Raw genomic sequence first — 20867 nt, 5'->3', positions numbered from 1 at the left:
TGGCGACGCTCAGTGGCCGACCAAACAGTCACCGTCCGCTCTAGCGCGACGCCAGTTGCCTCAGCGCAAACCCAGTTCAGACGGCGACAAATCGTAATCGGCGATCGCTTTGACGATCCAGGCCAGGGCCTCACGACGCTCGCGCTGCCGGGCTTCCTCGGCCTCGGCTCGCAGCGCACGAAGCCGCCTGACCAGCGCGGGATAGCGTGGCCAGCTGTCGCCGCCTTCTGGGGCCTGTGGCACCAGCAAGCGCGGGTCTTGCGCGCCCACCACCTCCAAGCGCGCCGGCGCTTCGCTCGAAACCCGCTCGGCCAACACATCCGGCGCCGGTGTCGGGACTGGGCCTGTGTCGTTGGGACGCGTGATGGTGACTTCGCCGTGCAGCTGCCGCCTCGAACGCCGCCGAAGCTTGCGGCCAGCGGCGGTTTGCACCTCCGCGGTACCGGTCTCCGATTCGGCAAGTTCCTGCGCGCCTGCGGCCGCCGACTCAAGCGCCGTCTGCGAGCTCGCCTCGGTTGACGCAGGCGCTAGCAGTCGAAACACACGAGGTGGTCGAGCAGCGTCCTCTGGCGGCGCCTGCGCGGTGTCAGGCAGCACCGGCTGCTCCGCCCTGCCCTTGACAACGGTGACTACAGGTGCGGGGTCAGGCTGCCCCGCTGGACGTTGTGAGAAAAAGGCTTCGGCTGCCAGACGCGCCGCGCTCGGTGCACTGTGAACTTCAGGGATCTCAAACGGGTTGGGCACAGGGATAGAGGAGTGACAGGCCAAGTTGGGGCAGAGGGCTTCGGTATGCCGCAGCCACGGCAGCCGATCGAGCTGCGCTGTCCGGGCTGAGGAGGTCGGCAACATCGAACAGCTGCGGCCCTCGTGCCGCGCGTGTCGCACTGGCCGACACGCACGTGAGGACCCGGATCAGCCTTCCACGCGGAAGGACTCCAGGGCGCTGCCGTTCGCCAGCGCCCGCTTGAGCCAGTTGGGCTGCAGGCCGCGGCCACTCCAGGTGTTGCCCGACTCATCACGGTACTTCACCGGCCGCTTGCCCGCAGCGCCCTTGCCTTTGGCCGCACGGCCCTTCTTGCTGGCCGGCGAGCGACCGCGGCCAGCGGCCGGTGGGGCAATTTCGCCGCTGGCGTCCGATGCGGCGGGCGCGGAAGCGCTGTTGGCCGCAGCGCTCGAACCACTGCCACCCGTGGCGAAGTCCTGCAGGGACTTGCCTTGTTGCAGCGCTTCGCGCAGCCAGCGTGGACGCGGACCACGACCGCCCCACACATTGCCTGTGCCATCGGCATAGGCTGCTGCACGGGCCTTTGACGGACGACCGCCCTTCGGTGCGGCCGCGCGCGACGCGGTGCCAAACAGATCCCGCTCGGTCAGTTCGTAGGCCGCGATCGCTTCACGAATGCGGGTCACCACACCGGCTTTTTCCTGTTCGCGAAGTTGGTTGGCTTCGGCTTGCAGCTTTTCAATTTGCGCCTGCAGATCGGCGAGTGACTTCTTTGCCATTGGCGGTCTCATTGGATCAGGAAGATCGGAGTATGCCGCATCACGGAATACCTCGATTGGTTTCTGCCGTTAACAAATTGGAAACTGGTCATGGCTATCAAAGCGCTTTTTTCGAATTGGTGAGTACAAACCTGCGCCATCAGGCATTCAGGCGTGGCGCTTGCCTAGAATCGCTCCTGACACACCGTCGCGTCAACTTTCAGGAAAAAACTACCTCATGGTCACTGCCAAGAAGTCCACGCCCGCCAAGACCGTCACCGCCAAGAAGGCCGTTGCTGCCAAGAAATCGAGCGGCGCGGCTCTGAAGCCCATCACCTCTGCCTTCAACAAGACTTCCCTGCTGGCGCACCTGGCGCAGACGACCGGCGTTGATGCCAAGCAGGTCAAAGCCGTGTTGGCCGGACTTGAAGCCACGATGCTGGCGTCGCTGCACAAAAAGGGACTGGGCGAATTCACGTTGCCGGGTTTGCTCAAGGTGACGGCCGTTGCCGTGCCCGCCAAGAAGAAGCGCGTGGGCATCAACCCCTTCACCAAACAGGAGCAGACGTTTGCTGCGAAGCCAGCGACGACAAAGCTGCGCCTGCGTGCACTCAAGAAAGTGAAAGACGCGGCGCTGTAAGTTGGCACACCCCGGATCGCGCCCGGCATGCGTGGCGACTGTGCGCCTTCAAAGACGCGCACGGCCGGGGCCTGACGAGCAGCCACCTACCATGGGATCCTCCATGTCCCATCCCTCCGTCATCAAAGAGCGCACGTCGCACCTGCCGTGACGCGTCTTCCCTGCGGGCTGTTCGGATCTGCCGGCGCCCGCCAGTGTGAGCAGCTCGGGCCCGTCGTCCGGGAAGCGCATGTCGCGCACCGGGCCTGTCTCGGCGAGGTTCCAACACGCCGCAAGCGCACTAGAGCAGCGTCAGCTGGTCAGGGTCCTGCTTCTCAATGCCACCGGTGAGCAGCGAGGGCTGGTCCGGGCCGGCGTCATAGTCATCGATATGGGGCAGCGCCAATGCGGCTGTGGCCTCGTCGACGGTCCCGCGCAGCCACGCGTCAAAGGCCGCCGGATGCAGGGGCACCACGGCCCGCTTGTCCTGCATCGTCGTCGGGCGGGTGGGGTCGGGCCGGTGCATACGATTCAGCAGCGGGTGGTGGTCCGCGTTGAGTGTCACCATGGTGTAGCTTTCGACGACCTCGCCGGTTTGCTTGTCCGTCCAGGTGTTCCACAGCCCTGCCATGCCCCACGGCTGGCCATCGGCGCGGCGGAAGCGCCACCACTGATTTCGGCCGCTCTCCCAGTTGGGCTCGACATACGACCACGCGGGAATGATGCACCGCTGGCCACGCTTCCATGGATCGCGGAAAGTCGGCTTCTCCCCGATGGTCTCCATCCGGGCGTTGTTCGTCAGGATCGGCCCGCCGCGGCCCGGCTTGCGAGGGGGCACGGCTGACTTGGCGAACCAGCCGATGAGGCCCCACTGGCCGAGCACCTCCTGCAGTTGTCCGCTGTCGGGCGCCGTGCGGAGGAAGACGCCTTGGCCGAACGGGCCGATGTCACGCGGAAACAGGGGGTCGCCAATGTGGCCACGAGGCGGCTCCTCGACGCCGAAGACCTCGCGGTAGAAGGTCATCTCCTCCGCGCGCGCTGGGTGGTAGCGATTGCACATCCCGGGCATCCTACGCAGGCGAGGACTGTATGGGTACAGTGTCGACTGCGATCCAAGGACTGTGATGAAGTGGGCTGTGACACAGCTGCGGTTGGCCGGCCGGCGCTTGCGGCGGGGCGAATGGCCCTAGCCAGTGGTTGGGGCGTTGGAGTTGACGGTGATGCCGGAGACAAATGCCCGGCGCCCGCTGAAGAAGTTGGACTTGTTTGGCGTGCCTGGCACGGTACGACAATCCCTGCTGCTCCCGCTGTTCGACCCGTAGATTATCTCGATGGACGCCGGCGGCATGGTGCTGCACGGGATGCAGTTGCACTCGGAGGGCGGCGGAAAGTTCGAGCACATGCAGGTCTGGCACTGCGTGCCGCCTTCGGCGTCCTAGCCGCCTCGGTCGGCGGCCATCAAAGTCGTGATCCCGTGCTGCCCGCCGCAGTAGCTGGGCAGCCCAATGTCGGTTTGCGGGGCGCCGTTTCCAGCATGCCTCGGGAAGAACTGTCCCTTCCGCGCATGCGGGCGAACGGGAAGGCGGCCGCGGTGCCCGAGTCCGGCAGCTCTGCTCGAATGCCGCCCGGGCGCCGCGCTGGTCAGCTTTGCGGCGTGCCGCCGCGGCCGGGGCTGAGGCCGCATCGGCCGCCCGTCGGCGCTATGCTGCATGCCCGATTTAGGGGGCAAGCATGACCGACAGTGCAGCGGAACTCGGCTTCATTGGCCTGGGTGTGATGGGCGAACCCATGGCGCTCAACCTAGCGCGTCACATGACGGCCGGCGGGCGACGACTGGCGGTGTGGAACCGCTCGCCCGGCCCGTTGCGAGCGCTGCGCGAAGCCGGCGCGGTCCCGCTGCCCACGCCACAGGCGGTGTTTGCAGCGGCCCCGGTGGTCATCGCGATGTTGGCCGATGAAGCGGCACTGGACCAAGTGCTGCAACGTGGTTCGCCAAGCTTCGCGGCGATGCTGCGCGGCAGGCTGCTGGTGAACATGGGCACCACCTCGGCGGCGTTCTCGCAAGCGCTGGCCGACGATGTGCACGCCGCCGGCGGCCGTTTTGTCGAGGCGCCGGTGTCCGGGTCGCGCAAGCCCGCCGAGGCCGGGCAGCTGGTGGGCATGTTGGCTGGCGAGCCGGCCGACATGGCGCAGGTGCACCCACTGTTGGCACCGGTGTGCCGGCACGTGTTCCGTTGCGGCCCGGTGCCCTCGGCGCTCTTGATGAAGCTGTCAGTCAACCTGTTCCTCATCACGATGGTCACCGGACTGTGCGAGGCCTTCCACTTCGCCGAGCGCCACGGGCTGAACACTGCACTGTTGCGCGCGGTGCTGGACGCCGGCCCGATGGCCAGCAGCGTGTCGCAGGTCAAGCTGCCCAAGCTGGTGGCGCAGGATTTCGCGGTGCAGGCTTCCATCCGCGACGTGCTGATGAACAGCCGGCTGGTGGCCGAACAGGCCCGCGCCACCCAAGTGGCCAGCCCGTTGCTGGACCAGGCCCATGCCCTCTTCCAGGAGACTATGGCCCAGGGCCATGGCGCGCTGGACATGGTGGCGGTGATCAAGGCGATCGAAGCGCGCACGGACGGCGGTGGGCAGCCCGCCGGCGGTTGAACGCGCGACCTCGCCCGATCCGCCAACGCGCGGATGCGCCGCCGCCTACAGCTGCAGCGCGACTGTGTAAACGCCCGCGGCATGCGGTGGCGGATCCCGGCCAGCACAGCCAGCGGTCGGCTCAAATCGCGCACCTCGACGTCGTAGCCAGCGGGCATCACAGAGGTCGGGCTCTCCACTGGTATCTGCAGGGGAGAACGCGAGAGGACCTCACCCGGTGAGCAGGGCGCCCCTCTCGTGTCAAACGTCGCCCGTCAAAGAGGCGGTGAGGCCGCGCTCACCGCTTACCACAGGCATTCACCCTATCGAGCCGCTCAAGCCAATGGACTAGGGAGGCGGGACGACGAATGCTCGCTGCTGCGCCCATATGCGCGACCTGTCATTCCCAACGCTGGCCGTACAGGCGCGTCGGTCTCTGCCGCGCTGGCGTTGCAAGAACCTAGGGGTGCGGCGTGAAGCCAAAGCGCCTATACCTTGCCCCAGGCCAGCCCGCCGGGAAGGCCAGCAGTTCAGCCAGGGGGACGTCTCCATGCGCCAACGCCCGATCAAGAAGCCCCGCCTCATCCGTATGCTTGCCGCATTGGCGGGGTTGCTATCCTCGACCGCGTATGCCGCGGATCCAGAGCCGATCGAGCACAGCTACAGCGTCAGCTTTCCTATCGGCCGCAAGGATGTTGTGCTCCGCTCCGAAGCCGATTGCGGCTTCATCCGGTGCAACCTAACTTATTCGGTCACCTCGACGCCCATCGATGCCTTCATCAAGCTGGACTGGCGGGACAAGAACGGACGCACCCTGGTGCAGGCGTCGAGCGCCAACTTCTTCGGCTTCTACGTCGAGGATTTTGGCAACGGCGTGGTGGAAGCGACCGAGATCCGGAAGTCGGGCCTGCAGGCCATCGTGGTGGAGTCGGGCACGGCCGACTTCACCGGCAGCATTGGCGGCGGCTCTCTTCCGTGCGGGGTGTCGTTCGTGTGTCCCGGCGCCACTTACCACGCCTTCGCCGGGATCTTCGGGGGCACCGGGCGACTGCCGGCGATGGCCGCCGAAAAGCCCTTGCAGGAGGTCGGCGGCTCGATCTGGCGCGTGGGTGTCAACACCGGCCAGGAAGCGCAGGTCATCAGCTTCAACAGCGAGGTCCATGCGCAATCCGGGGCCTATCGCTACCGGTATGAGGTGACCAACTCGTCGCTGCTTCCCTTGCCGTTCACCTGGTCCGCCATCGGCTTCTCGGGCGTGGTGGCTTCCGGGCAGACCCTGGTGCTGGAACGTATGAGCGAGCTTGCACCGCAGCTCGCCGCTGCGCAGACCGAAACCGTCTTCGACCTCGGTTTTGGCACGGGCGAGACGGACTCCATTGTCATGGGACTGGAGACCCTGGCACCGGTGCCGGAACCGGGCGCCGCCCTGCTGCTGCTGCCGGGGCTCGGCCTGCTGGCCCTGGTGAGCGCCAGCCGCCGACGGGCTCGCGCTGCCAGCGGGCATGCGGATGCCACCGCGCCCGCTGCCTGACAAGATTGCGTTCAACAAGCCGCCTGATCAGCACCGGGGCGTGGCAGCATCCTGCGAACACACGGGAGATCGTATGGGCCCTGACTTGTCGCTGCTTCGTCGCTCCGGTGGCTGCCTGGCCTTGTGCGCCACCCTCGCCGGCCTCGCCGCCCTGGGTTGTGCCAGCCCGGAGCCGGCACCAGTCCATGTGATCAGGCATCCCGGCGGCGTCATGCGCGCCGGCTACATCGCCGTGGACGGACGGGCCATCGTGCCGCTGAACCGCACCTATGAGCAGCTGAGCCCGGCCGAGAAGGCGCTGATCCGTGCCTGGTATGACGACATGCCGGCCGCGGATGAGCCGCCGTTTCCACGCGCGGGCCTGTACCCGGTGATGGAAGCGGTGCGCAAGGGCCAGCAGCGGGTGCTGGCCGAGGGCGACCTGTTCTTGGTCGCCACCGTCAACGGCAGTGGCGGCGTCGACGAGGTCAAGGCCTATGGCAAGGCCGATCCGGTGCTGGTCGACTTCGTGTCGCGCGTGGTGATGCACACGCCGTTCAAGCCGGCGCTTTGCGCCGGGATACCCTGCCGCATGGACTTCCCGCTGAACTTCCTGCTAACCGTGAAATGACTGCCGCCTACTCGGTGCGCCGTCACCGCGGCCGCAGGTTCACGGCCACGCCGGACACGCACAGCACCATGGCCAAGCATTTGTTACGGCCAAGCGGATCGCCGTCCAACAGCGCGCAGGTCACCAGCGCCACCACCAGCACCGGCACCAGCACCGGGCTAAGCGCGGCCACGTGGGCCGGGACCTTGCGCACGATGGACAACCAGGCGCCATTGCCCCCGGCCATCGGCACCATGCTGACGTAGCCGGTGACCACCGGCTGGAGCAAGACGGCATGTACCACTGCCGCGTGCCGGTGGCGAGCGTCGACGCGATGATGGGCACGGCGATGCGCAGCGGCTGCCAGCCGGTGAGCACGGTGCGGCTCACCTGCACCGGGCACGGCCCGCCAACGCCTGTTGCTGATCGCCACGGGACTCGGTCATGCCGGCCTTACCCGCACGCGCACCGCCACCATTGCCACCACTCGGTCACCTCCGCCCCCACCGGACGCGGGGATGCAGCCCTCACCGGACGGGCAGACTACGCTGTAGACGGTCTGTCGGCACGATGATGAACCTCGCCACGCCTGTGCGTCCGATTGCGGTGATGGACGACCCCACGGAGCACCGGTGTGCCCGCGTGCGGAGGCATCTGCAAGGCACTGGCTACTGTGACGCCTGTGTGCAGACGGCGCACCAGATCGGGCTGGCGGGCTGGGTGCGCAACCGCGGGGGCGGCTCGGTGGAGCTGGAGTTGCATGACTCGGTGGAGCAACTGCTCACCATGCGCCGCTGGCTGGCCAACGGGCCAGCGCTGACCGAGGTGCGCAACGTTGAATGGCGGCAATTCACCCACCCGCAGCCGGTTGACATGGCCTTCCACCGGCGCTTTTCGCTGTGATGTCCCCTCGGTCATGGCGCTGGCCCCGACTTGGGCCGTGATCACCCCGGCGGGCGTCGCGCACGCTGGCGCCTCCACCACCACCGGCGACCACCATGGCCTTAATTTTTGATGCCCGCCTGCACCGACGTCGTCAGCTTGTTGGTGCAACCCTGCCCAGTTGCCATGCCCCGTTGCCGGCGCAGGCCGCTCAGCCCACCAGCGCGCCGGCAGCGCTGCCGAACGCACCGCGGCGGGTGCTCCCCTCCGTGCGACGCCTTTTAAACTTCCCGACACGCGCCTGATGGACGGCGTCCGGTCTCGCCTAGCAACGGCTCCAGCGCACTGCCGTCGGGCAGCGCCCCTGTGTAAGTTGGCTCGCGGCGGCTGCCTGCAGTGCGGCCCCTCTACCGTCGCAAATCTCGCGCGCATCGGGCGCGTCGGGACAGCCATCGACACAAGTACCCATCCAATTTGAGATCGCCCCTGCGCCATCCGTAGCGTCGTGCGCTTGAGCGGCCGCAAGTGGCTATGGCTGGCACTCACGATGGGCTCACTTGCGTGTCATCGAATGTGCGACGACGCCCTACTTTTCCAGTTCCGACGCCTTCTGACGTAGCGGTTCGGTGGAACGTGGTCTGATCCGGGTGGAAGGACCGTCCATCACATCTATGGCTCAAGCGATTGCACGGCGAGCGTTCTCTCCCGCTTGGCGACGGGTGCCTAAACAATCAAAGCACCGTGACAGCCGCTGTCGTGGTGGTGACCTCGCTTGCCACAGCAATCCGGTTGCGCCCTGCCCGTTTTGCCGCATAACAGGCAGCGTCGGCCGAACTCAGCACCGCCTCGACCGTGGCTTGCCCGTCGTCTGTCCGCACCACCCCGATGCTGGCACCGATGGTGAACCGATGACAGTCCCACGGCATGACATGGCGCTCGATGGCGAGCCGCATCTTGTCAGCGACCCGGACCGCGGATTCACTGGTGCAGTTCCTCAAGAGCACGGCGAACTCATCGCCTCCCAGCCGTGCTACCAGGTCATCGCGTCGCACGGACCGCAGCAGCAGTTCGGCGACGTGCTGCAGCATCCGGTCACCCGCGGCATGACCACCCGTATCGTTGACCTGCTTGAAGCGATCCAGGTCGATGAACAGGGCGGCCACGCCGACATGCGGTGTCGTGCAGGCTTGAGACAGCTCGGCTTCGAAAGCGGCACGGTTGTGCAAGCCGGTGAGCTTGTCGTGTGAAGCCTCGAAGGACAGCGCATCGTCGCGCTGACGCCGTTCGGTGACGTCGCGAAAGGTCCAGATCGCGCCCGCGCTGCGGTCACCACGCCGAATGGCGCGCGCTTCGATGGCACACCAGAACCGGCTGCCATCGTGCTTGACCAGCTCGATCTCTCCCTCGTAATCGCCCTGCGCCGTGAGCGCGTTGGCGGACTCGGTCTTAAATGATTCGTACTCGTCGTCGCTGGGATGCACCAGCCGCATGGACAGGCCGGGCAAGGAGTCGGCGGGTGCACTCAACACACGGTGCAGCTCGGCATTCGCCAGCCGGAACTCGCCACCCTGCACCCAGGCCAGTCCGACCTTCGCATGTTCCATGACCACCTGCAGCTGGGCCATCAACTGCGCCACCTTGGCTTCGCGCTGGGCGCGATCGACCTGCAAGTCCAGGAAGGCCGTGGTCAATTGGCCGACTTCACCGCCATGGCGCGGCCAGGGCTCGTCGCCATCTGGTGCCGAGCGCAGGCGCTCGACCCGCTGGCGCAGTTGCTCCAGCGGTTGGGCAACGTAAAACGCCAGCAAGCCAGCCAGCAGTGCCGAACCGCCGCCGGCCGCCAGGGCCAGTTTCCAGCCACGCGCACGCGCCGCTGCCACCGGTGCTTGGGCAACGGCTTGATCAGTGGCGCGGATCACCGCCCAGTCGGAGCCCGGAATGCCGGCCAGCGAGACAAGGTACTTATCGCCCGGGAATGACATCGCCTGCGTGTCAATCGGCGCGCCGAGGTCCAGCCAGGCCTTGACAGGCGCCTCGAGTCCCGGCACCTCCACAGCCGCGCGCAACACCTGGTCGATGTCAGGATGGGACAGGATCTTCCCCTTCCGGTCGACGACGACCTCTCGCGTGCCACTCGTGCTGCGGCGGTTCGCCGCTGCGAACAGGCTCGTGGAGCGCAGCCGAAGCGAGCCCACCAACAACCCCACGTGCGCACCGTTTTCGGTCACCGCCGGTTGGGCTAAGAGGACGACGGGTGCCTGAGAGAGCCTGCCCACCGTGGCATCGGATACGGTTGGCTGGTCCGTCGTCATCGCTCGCTGAAACAGCACCGATCCGCCTTGGTTTGGCGCCGGTCCACTCGGCATCCCATGCTCGATGCGGATCAGGACTTCGCCCGAGACATCCAGTGCCGTGATCGCGTCGAACAGCGGCGTCAACGCGGGCTTGTCCAGCAAGTAGCGCCGCATCGCATTGGACGACGTCCAGGCGTCGATGGGCGAGCGTTCCTGCACCGCCTTGAGGGCGCTCTGCAGCATTTGCAGTTTGTCGCCCAGCATTGCTGCCGTCGACTCGGCATAGTCACCTTCGTGGGTGAGGACTTGACTGGCCAACTCGTCGGAGGCGATGCCCAGCGTCAGGTGCATGACGCCCAAGGTGCTCAACACGCCACTGAACACGCTCACCGCCACCACCTTGAACTTCAAGGTAGCCGTGGCCTTCTGCAACGCACGCATCCACAACATCTACGGCACTCCAACCAACCCGGTGAGAGCGCCCAACCAGTGAGAAATGAGCGCTGCGATGTGTTTTCGGCATGGACGTGCCGAGCTTGAACTTGCCGCATGCGCACGGGCGCCGGCTTCGACCGAGCGGGGGAAAGTTGCACATGGCGGTGCTCAGGCCGCCTCGGCGTTGTGCGCGCAGCTGCAGCCGCGTGCTTCGCGTGTGAGTCGAGCGATGGTCACGCAGCCCCGCGCAGCAGCGAAGGCGTTTGCCGCGCGATCACGTGACGCCGATGCTCGGCAGCGTTACTGGCGGTGGCTGACAGTGCCATGCTGTGCATTGCGGCCCAAGCCACACGAGCTCCTAGCTAGCGCAGGGTTGCCCCAGCGCAGGCCCAGCTCAGACGGCGACAGGTCGTAGTCGACGATCGCTTGGCGGATCCAAACCAGCGCCCCCCGGCGCTCGCGCTGCTTGGCTGCCTCGGCCTCGGTTTGCAGGCGCGCAGCCGCTGGAGCATCGTGGGATAGCGTGGCCGGGCATCGCCGCCTTCTGCGACCTCTTGCACCGCGAAACGCACCTGCTCCAGGCGCGCCGGCGCCAGGCGAGCCAGCTCCTTGCCTAGGACCCGCTCGGTCAACGCAATAGTGGTTAAGCGCATCCCAGTCCAGCATTCCTGGGAGCCTGAACAGCGGTGGTTAATACAAGCTGCAGGTCATCCATGACGTCGCTGCAACTGGCCATCAGCTGTGCCTGCAAGGCCCTGTCGCATCATCCACTGGAGGCCGCAAAGGGGGCCAGCCCAGCACCTTGTTGGATCTGCGTGCTTGCTGCGTCGAGCCAGTTGCGTTCTTGACCTGCTACGGACCCGACGCGGTGATAATCACGAATCAGCTCATTGGTGCGCAGCGATGGACGCGAAGGCATGGTTGGACGCAGTGAACAACGCACCGAGCGTGACGACGGCAGCGCAGGTAGTCAGCAATTATTTGTGTGAGTCACGTCATGACCATCAAGTAGCGGCGCAGCTTCTAGCGGCTTTCAGGGCGCGGCGGCTGCACTGGCATGCAGTGGACGCGGCGACGGTGAACGAACACAAACGCCTCCTCAACGAGTGCATCCACAGCCTCCGTCGGGCTGAGCAACTCCTGGACGCGTGGAATTGTTCTGACGGCGCTTGAACGCCGCACGGTGAGTGACCCTGCGCGCCTGGTGCGACGTCCGAAGAAGTGCCGCCCAGGCTTCTCAGGACCCCGGCAGCTTCGACGATGTCCCGGGATAGATCGTCGTTCGCTCTCCGGGTCTCGGCGGCGCCGGCCTGCCTTGTGGTCAAGGCGACCTGAGCCTTCGCTCCTGCCTGGCCATCTCACCCACGAGACGAACGAACCGGTGGCGCGACCCGATCACGCAGAGCAGTGTCCTAACGAGGCGCCAGGGCAAACCGCTGACTCGTCAAGATAGCCCCGGAGGCCACGAACCAAGCAGGCCGACAGGACATCTGATTGACAATCGCCAGTGGTACACCATGGACATCCTGGCCCCTCGGCAGGCACTCGCCGGCAGGTTTGTCCTGCGTTGGCCTGGTTTGCAGGTCGACCGGAGCTTCCTCGTGTCCTGTCATCGCCCACCGATCATGCCAACCAAGCCAAAGAATCAGCCAAGAGGTGGCAGGGAGGTCTTCGGCGACTGCGGCGCTGACGAAGGCACCCCCGCAGCCAAGTAGAAAGACGCACCACCACCGGAGGTTGTAGCAATGGTCCCGTTGGGCTCGAAGGTTCCGCAGCTCACTGCGCCTCCATCGGCGCCATACTCCGTGGCGGTCATGGCCAAGCATATTGAGGGCAGCACGGCGCAGCTTGGGGGCCTGCGGCCTTGTCACCCGTTGCCGGCAGCTCTGCGGCCGTTGCCCGCGTTCAGGCGCTCCTAACGCGTGCCAATCTCTACCATGTGACCAAAAGTCTGGGAGCACCACGCTCGCCGCAGTCAGCCTCAAGAATAGTGCCAAGAGCAGTGCATGCAAGTTGACCAGGAACACCTCTGGATGCAGATCGGCCTCCTCGATCGCGAGCCAATCTGCGTGTTCGACCATGACCTTCGGCTCATTGCCTTCAACCAAGCTCACAACGACGAGTTCTTCCGCGTAAACGGGTTCCATACACAACTGGGCGACGTGTTTCCCGAGCTCTTCATCGAGTCACAGCGCCCGGTCATGCGCAACCTGATGGCACGGGCCTTGGCCGGCGAGTCGTTCACGGTCGTCGAGGAGTTTGGCAGGCCCGAGCTGGGCATCCCGCAGTGGGAAATCGAGTACCACCCGTTGCGCGATCCGCAAGGACACATCGTCGCAGCCTTCCACCGGGCGCGTGATCTCAGCGACAGCCCGCACCGCCTGCGGTCCTTCGTGCGTGCATCCGATGTCCGGCGGCAGCTGGACGACGCTGGCTTTCGCCGAGTCGTAGGGCAGTTGGTGAGCCAGCTGCGGGACATTGTGGATCCGGACGCCATCGCGCGGCGCTGTGCTGGTGTGGTCGGTACGACACTGAACGCGTCCGTCGTTGGCTTTGGCACCATGCGCGCCGATGGTGTGGCCATGGACATCGAAATCGACTGGACGGCCCGGGATGCCGGGAGTGTGGCCGGTACACATGTCCTGTCGGACTTCGGGGACTACATCGACGTCCTGCGCCGGGGCGACGAGGTGGTGATCACCGACGTCACGGTCGACCCGCGCACCGAGCACAAGGCCGCGGCCTTTGCAGCGCTCAACGCGCGCTCTGTCGTGAACGTGCCGATCCTGGAAGGCGGCGCCTACGTCGCCATGTTTTTCGTGCTCAGCGACCAGCCCCGTGAATGGACGCCGGCCGAAGTGGCTTTCATCCGCAACGTGGGTGAACACGCGCGCCTGCATGTTGAGCGTCGCCGCGCCGAACGCAGCCTGCGCCAGCTGGCGGACAGCCTGGAACGCCGCATCGAAGAGCGCACAAGGGAACGCGATCGGCTGTGGGACACGAGCGTAGACGTGATCGTGCACGCTCGAGACGACGGTTCACTGCTGCGCTTGAGTCCTTCGTGGACGCAGACGCTGGGGCACGAGGCGCACGTGTCCCGAGCAAGGTCGCTGTTTGATTTTGTGCACCCGGGTGACCTTGACGCTTTCCGGGCCAGTATCGAGCACTGCCGACACAGCAGCACGCCTCAGCGCCACTCGTGTCGCTTGCAACACCGCGACGGCAGTTGGCGCATCTTGGACTGGTCGATCGTGCCCGACCAGAGCGATCTGCAGTTTCACGCCGTCGGGCGGGACGTGAGCAGCGAGCGAGAAGCCGAACGGGTCCGAGCAATCCTGGAAAGCCAGTTGCGTCAAGCACAGAAGATGGAAGCGGTCGGCCAGCTCACAGGTGGTTTGGCTCACGACTTCAACAACCTGCTGGCCAGCCTGAGTGGCGACCTGCAGTTGTTGCGTCTGCGCCTGAAGCAAGGCCGGACCGAGGATTTGCTGCGCCGCGTGGAGGCCGGTATGGACTCCGTGCGCCGGGCCGCCACATTGACCCAGCGCTTGCTCGCCTTCTCGCGGCAGCAAGCACTGGACGCGAAGCCGACCGACCTGAACCGGCTGGTGGTTGGCATGGAAGAGCTGATCCGCGGCACGGTGGGCCCGGCCATCCACATCGACGTCGTGCTGCATGAGGGACTGTGGCCCATCAAGGTCGACACGTCGCAGATGGAAAATTCTCTGCTGAACCTGTGCATCAATGCCCGCGACGCGATGGCTGCTGCCGGCGGAACGCTCACCATCTCGACCCGCAACGAGACGCTGGATCAGGCAGCCGCGGTGCAGCACGAGTTGCTGGCTGGCGAATATGTAGCGCTGCGCGTGACCGACACAGGGTGTGGCATGTCACCTGAAATCATCCCGCGTGTTTTTGACCCGTTCTTCACGACCAAACCGTTGGGACAAGGCACCGGGTTGGGCCTGTCCATGGTCTACGGGTTCCTGGGCCAGTCGGGTGGACAAGTGCGCATCGACTCGAGCGTCGGCCAGGGCACCACGATGTGCCTGTACCTGCCGCGCTACACCGGTGCACTGGGCACCGAAGTCAGCCCCACACACGCCTGGGGCGGCACGGGCCGATCAAACGAGCGCCTCCTTGTGGTCGAGGATGAATCCGAGATCAGGCACCTGCTGGTCGAGGTGCTGGAGGAAGCAGGGTATGCCGTCAGCGCTGCGGCGGATGGCGTGGCCGCGATGCGCATTCTGCAATCGGATCAACCTTTGGACCTGCTGCTGAGTGACGTGGGCCTTCCGGGTGGCATGAACGGTCGCCAACTGGCGGACATGGCCCGGATCGCACGACCGGGGCTCAAGGTGCTGTTCCTGACGGGTTATGCCGAGAATGCTGCCGCCTGGAGCGGCCAGCTCGAAGCCGGCATGCAGGTCATGACCAAACCGTTTGACATCGATGCGCTGATCACACGTGTGGCCGACATCATCGCGAGCAGCGGCTAATGCGAGGCCAGGCGATGCATCCCTGCGGAGCAGCATGCGGTATGGTGCAACCCACCTCGCGCACGCAGTCTTCAGGGGCTGCCGGCGCCAGCGGAAGCCACAGGCTGTGTCACCGGCAACCGAGCCGTGAAGTCGGTGCCGCGCACCGCGTCCGATGTGGCGTCAAGTTGCCCACCGTGCGCGGCCACGATTTGAGCGCAGATGTGCAGACCCAGGCCCAGCCCACCGCCCTGACGGCTTGATGGCGGGCGGTAATACGGCTGAAAGATGTGCACCAGGTGATCGGCTGGGATGGGCTCACCCCCATTGCTCACTTGAATCACCAGTTCTCCGCCCGTCAAGGCGGCCTGCACGACCACCGGACTGCCGGCGGCGCCATGGGTCAACGCGTTGGCCAGCAGGTTGGACAACAGCTGCTGCAGGCGGGCGGTGTCACACCATACCGAACTGCGGATCTGCAGACGCTTTTCGACGGCTCGATCAGGATGCTGCACGGCGAGTTCGGCGACAACCTCGTGTAACGCAGCCTCCAGCTGGCGCTCCCAACCGGGCTGTATCGGCAACCCTCCACCAATTCGAATGCGGGTGAAGTCCAGCACATCTTGGATCAGCCGGCTCATGCGCTCACCGCTGGACAGGATGCGCTTGCTCAGATCCATTGAGTCGACACCGGGCGCCCGCCGCGCGAGCAGCTGAACGCAGGCCATGATCGCACCCAGCGGGTTGCGCAGGTCGTGGCCGAGCACCGCAACAAACTGCTCGAGCAGCGCGGACTGACCGCGCTCCTGCACCAACGCCTCGGTGGCGCGCAGGCGCTCACCTTCCAGGTCCAGTTGTCGGCCGATCAGCTCCGCATAAGCCGAGAACAAGGCCAGCACACCAGGTCGGTCGAGCTGCGCTGGTTGTGGGTCGATGCAGTACAAATTGCCGAAGTAGTCCCCGTTGCTTAACAGAATCGGGACGGACACGTAGCTCTGCAAGCCGTACAGGCGGGGCGTGTGGTGCTCGCGGTAGCGCTCACTTTCCGCCACGTTGTCGATCACGATCGGTGCACGCGCCGCGCGTGACTCCACGCAGAGGGTGGTCGCCAGCTCCAGCTGCGCGCCGGGTAGCAATCCAAAGCCAATGTGGTCTTCCACCGCGCACGCCGTCCACGTCTGGTCCGACACCCGTGCCACAGCGGCGAAGCCCATGCCGGTGGTTTCACACAGGATGCGCAAGATCGTCGGCACCGCGCCGATGCGCTGCACCGCCACCAGATCGCGAGCGATCGCAAGCTGCTCCGCTTCTGCTTTCGCTTCCGTTTCCGTTTCCGTTTCCGTTTCCGTTTCCGAGTGACCGTTCGAGACAATCGCCTTACCTCCACGAAGAACTGTCACATTATGAGGCTGGGGCTCGCCAGGCGACGCGGAATGCCCTGAATTCGCTCAGGCGCACTGCAGGGCGGCCTCCCCCTTGCCACTCGCGGGCATGACCGATCCCACCCTGACATCGCCTCTGCGGATCCTGATCGCTGATGACCATCCTGACACAGCCGAGGTCCTCGCGACGGTCCTTCACTTGACAGCGCCAGGGCCGGTCGACACCGTCGTCGTTCATGACGGTCTGCGGGCAGTGCACGCTGCGAGTCACGAAGCGTTTGACAAGGTGCTGTTGGACCTGGAAATGCCCCTGCTGGACGGCATGGAGGCCGCCTCCGTCATTCGCGCACTGCACGGCGCACGTGCGATGGTGATCATCGCCGTGTCGGGCAACTCGGCAAAAGTCCAGGCCGCTCGGTCGTCGCCGCTTTTCGACGAGGCCTTTATCAAGCCGCTGGATATGGAGGCGTTCCTCAGTGTCGTTTTCTCAGACCCGCCGACCCCTGGATGACGGCCGCCGAGCAGGTCTGCGACTTGCGACACCGCCCCTCAGCCACCTCCACCGTGCGCAGCGGTCGTCCGCAGTCCGTAGCAAGTTGCTCCATCGCTTCGTTGTTACGACCGGCAGCTGACATCCCCGTGCTGCCACGTACACCGCTCGGTCCAGGCGCTTCGCCCACTCGACTCAGGTGATCAAGCAGTCGCAGAGAACTGCGATCAATGTTGGGATGTCTTACGTCGGTCGTGCCCGTCTGCAAGTCATCCTGCTTGGCCAGGGTCGACATAGCTGCGACTGCATGGTGCGCAGCACCACCGCCGCGTTGTTATCAAATCTCAGCAGCGCTGCCAGCCCATCCTTGCTGACCGCCGTCCGCGACGAAGGTGTTCGAACTGGTCCGGCACTGCCGCTGCGGGTCTCGCCGCTCTTTCGCGCCCATGCGGCCGCCCTGCTGCCCGACGCCTTCCCTTGCCCAAGGGCCCCACTGCGGCTGGCCGCCGCGGCCCGCGTGGCCGCGGACAACCGCCGCGTGGCCCTCGGGCCGACCTGCTGGCCATGCGCGGCTGTGCCGCCAAGACCTGGCCGCCCTGCCCAGACACGCAGCGACAGTGTCAACACGACGCTGGCCAGGTCGGGCCGCTGTGGTCAGACGGCCCACAACGGACCATCAAGCCCGTCATCGACGCGGGTTGCGCCCGCCATGGCACGTGCGGCGCACGGCCACGCTGGCCATCGTCCTGCATGACGAGCAAGGCGAGCTGGTGGCCCGCGTGGCCGTGCCCGTGCTGCAAGCCGAGGGGGCACGGCCTTCCGCTAGCAACAGCGCAGGTGCTGTGAATCTGGCGACCGCGCGTCCGGCGGGCTGATGATCACATTGTCGGTGCCCCGCAAACAGCGCCATGCTGGCGGGCTGGTGACGGTGGTGGATCAGTCCTACTGGCACGCAGGCTGGCGTTCTCTGCCGCATATGAGATCTGTTCTTGCACGGCGACGTTGCGCAGACGCTGCTGCACACGCAGACGCCCTGAAGCCTGCGCGCTGGGCCAACTAAGGACGCCCGATAAGCCGCGCCCGAAGTCACACCAGTGCCGCACCAATATCAAGCAAGCCCTGGGCCTGGCGAACGAGTGCACGGCATCTGCCTTGCCCCTGCTTGGTCACCCATTGAAAGGACTGCCATGTTCGTTCACAACAAGCGACTCCAATACACCGTCCGCGTCAGCGAAAGCAACCCGGGCCTGGCCAACCTCATGCTGGAACAGTTCGGCGGCCCGCAGGGCGAGCTGGCCGCGGCCTGCCGCTACTTCACGCAGTACCTGGGAGAGGACGACCCGGGCCGCAAGGACATGCTGATCGACATCGCCACCGAGGAGCTGAGCCACCTCGAGGTCATCGGCACCATCGTCGGCATGCTCAACAAGGGCGCCAAGGGCCGGCTGGCCGAGGCGGTGGAGGAAGAGGGCGAGATCTACCGCGCCATCACCGGCGCCGGCAACGACTCGCACATCACGCAGGTGCTGTACGGCGGCGGCCCCCCGCTGACCAACTCGGCCGGCGTGCCCTGGACCTCGGCCTACATCGACACCATCGGCGAGCCCACGGCCGACCTGCGGTCCAACATCGCGGCCGAATCGCGCGCCAAGATCGTCTATGAGCGCCTGATCGCGCTGACCGACGACCCGGGCGTGAAGGAGGCGCTGGGCTTCCTGATGACGCGCGAAGTGGCGCACCAGAAGAGCTTCGAGAAGGCGCTGTACTCCATCCAGCCCAACTTCCCGCCGGGCAAGCAGCCGCCGGTCAAGCCTTTCGACGGCATCTACTACAACATGTCGCAAGGCGTGGGCGACCTGCGCGGACCGTGGAACAGCGACGAGAACTTCACCTACGTCAGCGACCGCGCGGACCAGTCGGCAGTGGACGGCGGTGATGGCCGGTTCAGTGTTCAGTTGACCGCTGCCGAAGACCAAGTCGTCGAACAGATGGCGGCACGCACGATGTCCGATCCACAATCAAACCCGATGACCGGCACCGACCTGGGCGCGGGTGTGGTAATCGCCGCCCCTACTGGCAACTAAACCGCGCGCCGACTGTCTCGTGCGCCCTGGTGAGGCATCCGCGAGACGGGCGCCAACGCACACTGGTCGGTGTCGACTGCGTGAGCACAGTCCGACGGCGGCCATCGAAAATGCCGACAGCGTACACGGTGGCAAGTTCGACGCTCCGCACTGGATGGGGCGAGCGTGCGGTCCCGGTCCGTAAAAGAAACCTGAGCGTACGCAAGCAACGCATCCCGCGCATGCTCATGCTGCCTGACAAGCCTTTGGAACACGGGGCTGCCTCAAGCCCCTGGTAACGATGCAAGATAGTTTGCAGCGACCGTGCAGCGAGCGGGTCGGCGCTATCCGCAGAGGGATTCGGCGCACGCCACGGCGGCTTGATCTTAAGCAATGGGAGGGATGGCCCCACCCATAGACGGCATCGAAGTGCCACAGCGGATGTGTCAGCAACCACTCGATCGGGAGGAACGTCCAGCATGGAGGTTACGACGATCGGCCTCGATCTGGCCAAGAGCGTGTTCCGGGTTCACGGAGTCAACGTGCGCGGCAAGGCGGAGCTGCGCAAGCAGCTCAAGCGCGACCAGGTTGCTCCCTTCTTTGCGAGCCTGCCTTCCTGCCTGATCGGTATTGAGGCTTGTGCCAGTGCTCACCACTGGGCCCGCAAGCTGCAAGCACTGGGCCACACGGTCAGGTTAATGGCGCCCCAGTTCGTCAAGCCCTACGTCAAGAGCAATAAAAACGACGCGGCCGATGCCGAGGCAATCTGCGAGGCCGTCAGCCGGCCGTCAATGCGTTTCGTGCCGGTCAAGAACGTTGAGCAGCAGTCGGTGCTCTCACTACACCGCGTTCGCCAGGGCTTCGTCAAGGCACGCACCGCGCAGGCCAACCAGATCCTGCTCGGCGGGTACGGCTTGGTGGTGCCGCAAGGTATCGCTTACATCGTCCAGCGCGTACCGTCGTTGATCGAAGATCCGAACAACGAGCTGCATGGCTCCTTCCGCCGGCTCATCCACCGGCTGCTCGATCACCTGAAGGCGTTGCAGCAGCAGGTCGACGAGATCGAAGCGCAGATCAAGGCGTGGCACCGGGCCAACGAAGCAAGCCAGCGTCTGGAGAAGGTGCCGGGCATTGGGCCGCTCACCGCCACGGTGCTCGTGGCCAGCGTTGGCGACGCGAGGAACTTCGAAAATGGGCGACAGTTCGCAGCTTGGCTGGGCGTAGTGCCCCGGCAGCACTCAAGCGGTGGCAAGCCGACGCTGCTGGGCATGAGCAAGCGAGGTGATGCCTACCTCCGCACGATGCTCATCCACGGGGCGCGATCCCTTATCTACCGGGCTACCCAGCGCGCTGATGCCGACAGCTGGCTCGTCAAGCTCACGACGCAGCGCAACAAGGACGTCGCGGCGGTCGCGCTGGCGAACAAGACTGCGAGAACCGTTTGGGCGCTGGCTGGCGCACGGCCGCGAGTTCAAGCCGGGATATGCCGCTGTGTGACGCGGCATCGACCACACGGATAGCAAAGGAGCATCCAACCGCCGATTGCTCAGGCAAACAGCAAGTTTGATGGCACGACAGGTCAGACCGTGGTTGGCACAGCCCGCGCCGGACGAGGCACTTCGAGTGCGTGTAAGCGATTGGGCACCGACTAGCAGAACCCATCAGGGACAGCGAGCTCGCCTTGCATCAGAAGTCCGAATGTACGGGTGCAATCTCTTCCTCCGTGCCGCAGCGAACTGCAAGCTTGGCAAACCACGGACATCCATGTGCGTCCGCCGGAGTCATTTTGACGCCGGCGGTACTGGCGATCCGCACCTTGCATCTGCGCATGCTGATCTGGACCTTTACGCTGTTCAACTCCGTGCGGATGCTGGCCTCCGTGCCCACTACCTGGGCGATTTACCAGAGCGGCGATGCCAGTCAGCATTCTTAGTGGACGTGGTGCATCCGGTTTGGCGTCGACCTCACCTCGGTGGCTTGGCTTCATGAAA

At 65.5% G+C, this 20867-nt stretch carries 14 protein-coding genes and 1 pseudogene; 9 read left to right on the top strand and 6 right to left on the bottom strand.

Going from position 1 to position 20867, the window contains the following annotated elements:
* Positions 1–60 precede the first annotated feature (60 nt).
* The gene (locus LRS14_RS02265; RefSeq protein ID WP_257798439.1) at positions 61–597 is read right to left on the bottom strand and encodes a hypothetical protein; all 537 of its coding nucleotides are present in this window, start codon (positions 595–597) and stop codon (positions 61–63) included.
* A gap of 315 nt (positions 598–912) precedes the next feature.
* Positions 913–1503, bottom strand: coding sequence for an H-NS family nucleoid-associated regulatory protein (locus LRS14_RS02260; RefSeq protein ID WP_257798438.1), 591 nt, complete (start codon positions 1501–1503; stop codon positions 913–915).
* A gap of 217 nt (positions 1504–1720) precedes the next feature.
* Here LRS14_RS02260 and LRS14_RS02255 point away from each other — a divergent pair, with 217 nt between their 5' ends.
* Positions 1721–2122, top strand: a complete 402-nt coding sequence (locus tag LRS14_RS02255) for an HU family DNA-binding protein (RefSeq protein ID WP_257798437.1) — start codon at positions 1721–1723, stop codon at positions 2120–2122.
* A gap of 280 nt (positions 2123–2402) precedes the next feature.
* Here the strand turns inward: LRS14_RS02255 and LRS14_RS02250 are convergent, their stop codons facing one another.
* Positions 2403–3161 carry an SOS response-associated peptidase gene (locus LRS14_RS02250; protein WP_404977519.1) on the bottom strand — a complete coding sequence of 253 codons (759 nt, stop codon included), beginning with the start codon at positions 3159–3161 and terminating at the stop codon, positions 2403–2405.
* Between the two features lie 671 nt (positions 3162–3832).
* Here LRS14_RS02250 and LRS14_RS02245 point away from each other — a divergent pair.
* From LRS14_RS02245 to LRS14_RS02235, 3 genes are all read left to right on the top strand, one after another.
* Entirely contained in the window at positions 3833–4753 is a 921-nt protein-coding gene (locus LRS14_RS02245) for an NAD(P)-dependent oxidoreductase (protein WP_257798435.1), read from the top strand.
* 529 nt (positions 4754–5282) lie between these two features.
* Positions 5283–6263: a PEP-CTERM sorting domain-containing protein gene (locus tag LRS14_RS02240; protein WP_257798434.1), complete on the top strand. Its 981-nt coding sequence runs from the start codon at positions 5283–5285 to the stop codon at positions 6261–6263.
* Complete coding sequence (locus tag LRS14_RS02235) at positions 6235–6873, top strand: hypothetical protein (protein WP_257798433.1); 639 nt, start codon at positions 6235–6237, stop codon at positions 6871–6873. The genes LRS14_RS02240 and LRS14_RS02235 overlap by 29 nt, the downstream gene beginning before the upstream one ends.
* 22 nt (positions 6874–6895) lie before the next feature.
* Here the strand turns inward: LRS14_RS02235 and LRS14_RS02230 are convergent, their stop codons facing one another.
* The gene (locus tag LRS14_RS02230) at positions 6896–7285 is read right to left on the bottom strand and encodes a hypothetical protein (RefSeq protein ID WP_257798432.1); all 390 of its coding nucleotides are present in this window, start codon (positions 7283–7285) and stop codon (positions 6896–6898) included.
* 137 nt (positions 7286–7422) lie between these two features.
* Here LRS14_RS02230 and LRS14_RS02225 point away from each other — a divergent pair, with 137 nt between their 5' ends.
* Entirely contained in the window at positions 7423–7755 is a 333-nt protein-coding gene (locus LRS14_RS02225) for an acylphosphatase (RefSeq protein ID WP_257798431.1), read from the top strand.
* Between the two features lie 710 nt (positions 7756–8465).
* On the opposite strand, the gene LRS14_RS02220 is transcribed toward LRS14_RS02225, so the two are convergent.
* On the bottom strand, positions 8466–10478 hold the full coding sequence (locus LRS14_RS02220; protein WP_257798430.1) for a diguanylate cyclase domain-containing protein: 2013 nt from the start codon (positions 10476–10478) through the stop codon (positions 8466–8468).
* Between the two features lie 1991 nt (positions 10479–12469).
* Here LRS14_RS02220 and LRS14_RS02215 point away from each other — a divergent pair.
* On the top strand, positions 12470–14962 hold the full coding sequence (locus tag LRS14_RS02215) for an ATP-binding protein (RefSeq protein WP_257798429.1): 2493 nt from the start codon (positions 12470–12472) through the stop codon (positions 14960–14962).
* A 71-nt stretch (positions 14963–15033) separates the two neighbouring features.
* On the opposite strand, the gene LRS14_RS02210 is transcribed toward LRS14_RS02215, so the two are convergent.
* A complete protein-coding gene (locus tag LRS14_RS02210; protein WP_257798428.1) occupies positions 15034–16341 on the bottom strand; it encodes a GAF domain-containing sensor histidine kinase in 1308 nt (435 codons plus the stop codon).
* 91 nt (positions 16342–16432) lie between these two features.
* On the opposite strand from LRS14_RS02210, the gene LRS14_RS02205 reads away from it, so the two are divergent.
* The 3 genes and pseudogenes from LRS14_RS02205 (at position 16433) to LRS14_RS02195 (ending at position 20373) form a co-directional block, all read left to right on the top strand.
* The gene (locus LRS14_RS02205; RefSeq protein ID WP_257798427.1) at positions 16433–16834 is read left to right on the top strand and encodes a response regulator; all 402 of its coding nucleotides are present in this window, start codon (positions 16433–16435) and stop codon (positions 16832–16834) included.
* 1166 nt (positions 16835–18000) lie between these two features.
* Positions 18001–18897: a manganese catalase family protein gene (locus LRS14_RS02200; protein ID WP_257798426.1), complete on the top strand. Its 897-nt coding sequence runs from the start codon at positions 18001–18003 to the stop codon at positions 18895–18897.
* Positions 18898–19355: 458 nt separating this feature from the next.
* Positions 19356–20373, top strand: a pseudogene (locus LRS14_RS02195) (IS110 family transposase).
* Positions 20374–20867: the final 494 nt, after the last annotated feature.

Origin of the sequence: Aquincola sp. J276 (assembly GCF_024700035.1) — a bacterium.
GTDB lineage: Bacteria > Pseudomonadota > Gammaproteobacteria > Burkholderiales > Burkholderiaceae_C > Aquincola > Aquincola tertiaricarbonis.
This window is presented reverse-complemented; position numbering and strand designations above follow the sequence as displayed.

Excerpts from the sequence above, each read along its gene's own strand:
- LRS14_RS02260 (WP_257798438.1), bottom strand. The coding sequence starts at position 1,503 with ATGGCAAAGAAGTCACTCGCCGATCTGCAGGCGCAAATTGAAAAGCTG.
- LRS14_RS02255 (WP_257798437.1), top strand. The coding sequence starts at position 1,721 with ATGGTCACTGCCAAGAAGTCCACGCCCGCCAAGACCGTCACCGCCAAG.
- LRS14_RS02250 (WP_404977519.1), bottom strand. The coding sequence starts at position 3,161 with ATGTGCAATCGCTACCACCCAGCGCGCGCGGAGGAGATGACCTTCTAC.
- LRS14_RS02245 (WP_257798435.1), top strand. The coding sequence starts at position 3,833 with ATGACCGACAGTGCAGCGGAACTCGGCTTCATTGGCCTGGGTGTGATG.
- LRS14_RS02240 (WP_257798434.1), top strand. The coding sequence starts at position 5,283 with ATGCGCCAACGCCCGATCAAGAAGCCCCGCCTCATCCGTATGCTTGCC.
- LRS14_RS02235 (WP_257798433.1), top strand. The coding sequence starts at position 6,235 with ATGCGGATGCCACCGCGCCCGCTGCCTGACAAGATTGCGTTCAACAAG.
- LRS14_RS02225 (WP_257798431.1), top strand. The coding sequence starts at position 7,423 with ATGATGAACCTCGCCACGCCTGTGCGTCCGATTGCGGTGATGGACGAC.
- LRS14_RS02220 (WP_257798430.1), bottom strand. The coding sequence starts at position 10,478 with ATGTTGTGGATGCGTGCGTTGCAGAAGGCCACGGCTACCTTGAAGTTC.
- LRS14_RS02215 (WP_257798429.1), top strand. The coding sequence starts at position 12,470 with ATGCAAGTTGACCAGGAACACCTCTGGATGCAGATCGGCCTCCTCGAT.
- LRS14_RS02205 (WP_257798427.1), top strand. The coding sequence starts at position 16,433 with ATGACCGATCCCACCCTGACATCGCCTCTGCGGATCCTGATCGCTGAT.
- LRS14_RS02200 (WP_257798426.1), top strand. The coding sequence starts at position 18,001 with ATGTTCGTTCACAACAAGCGACTCCAATACACCGTCCGCGTCAGCGAA.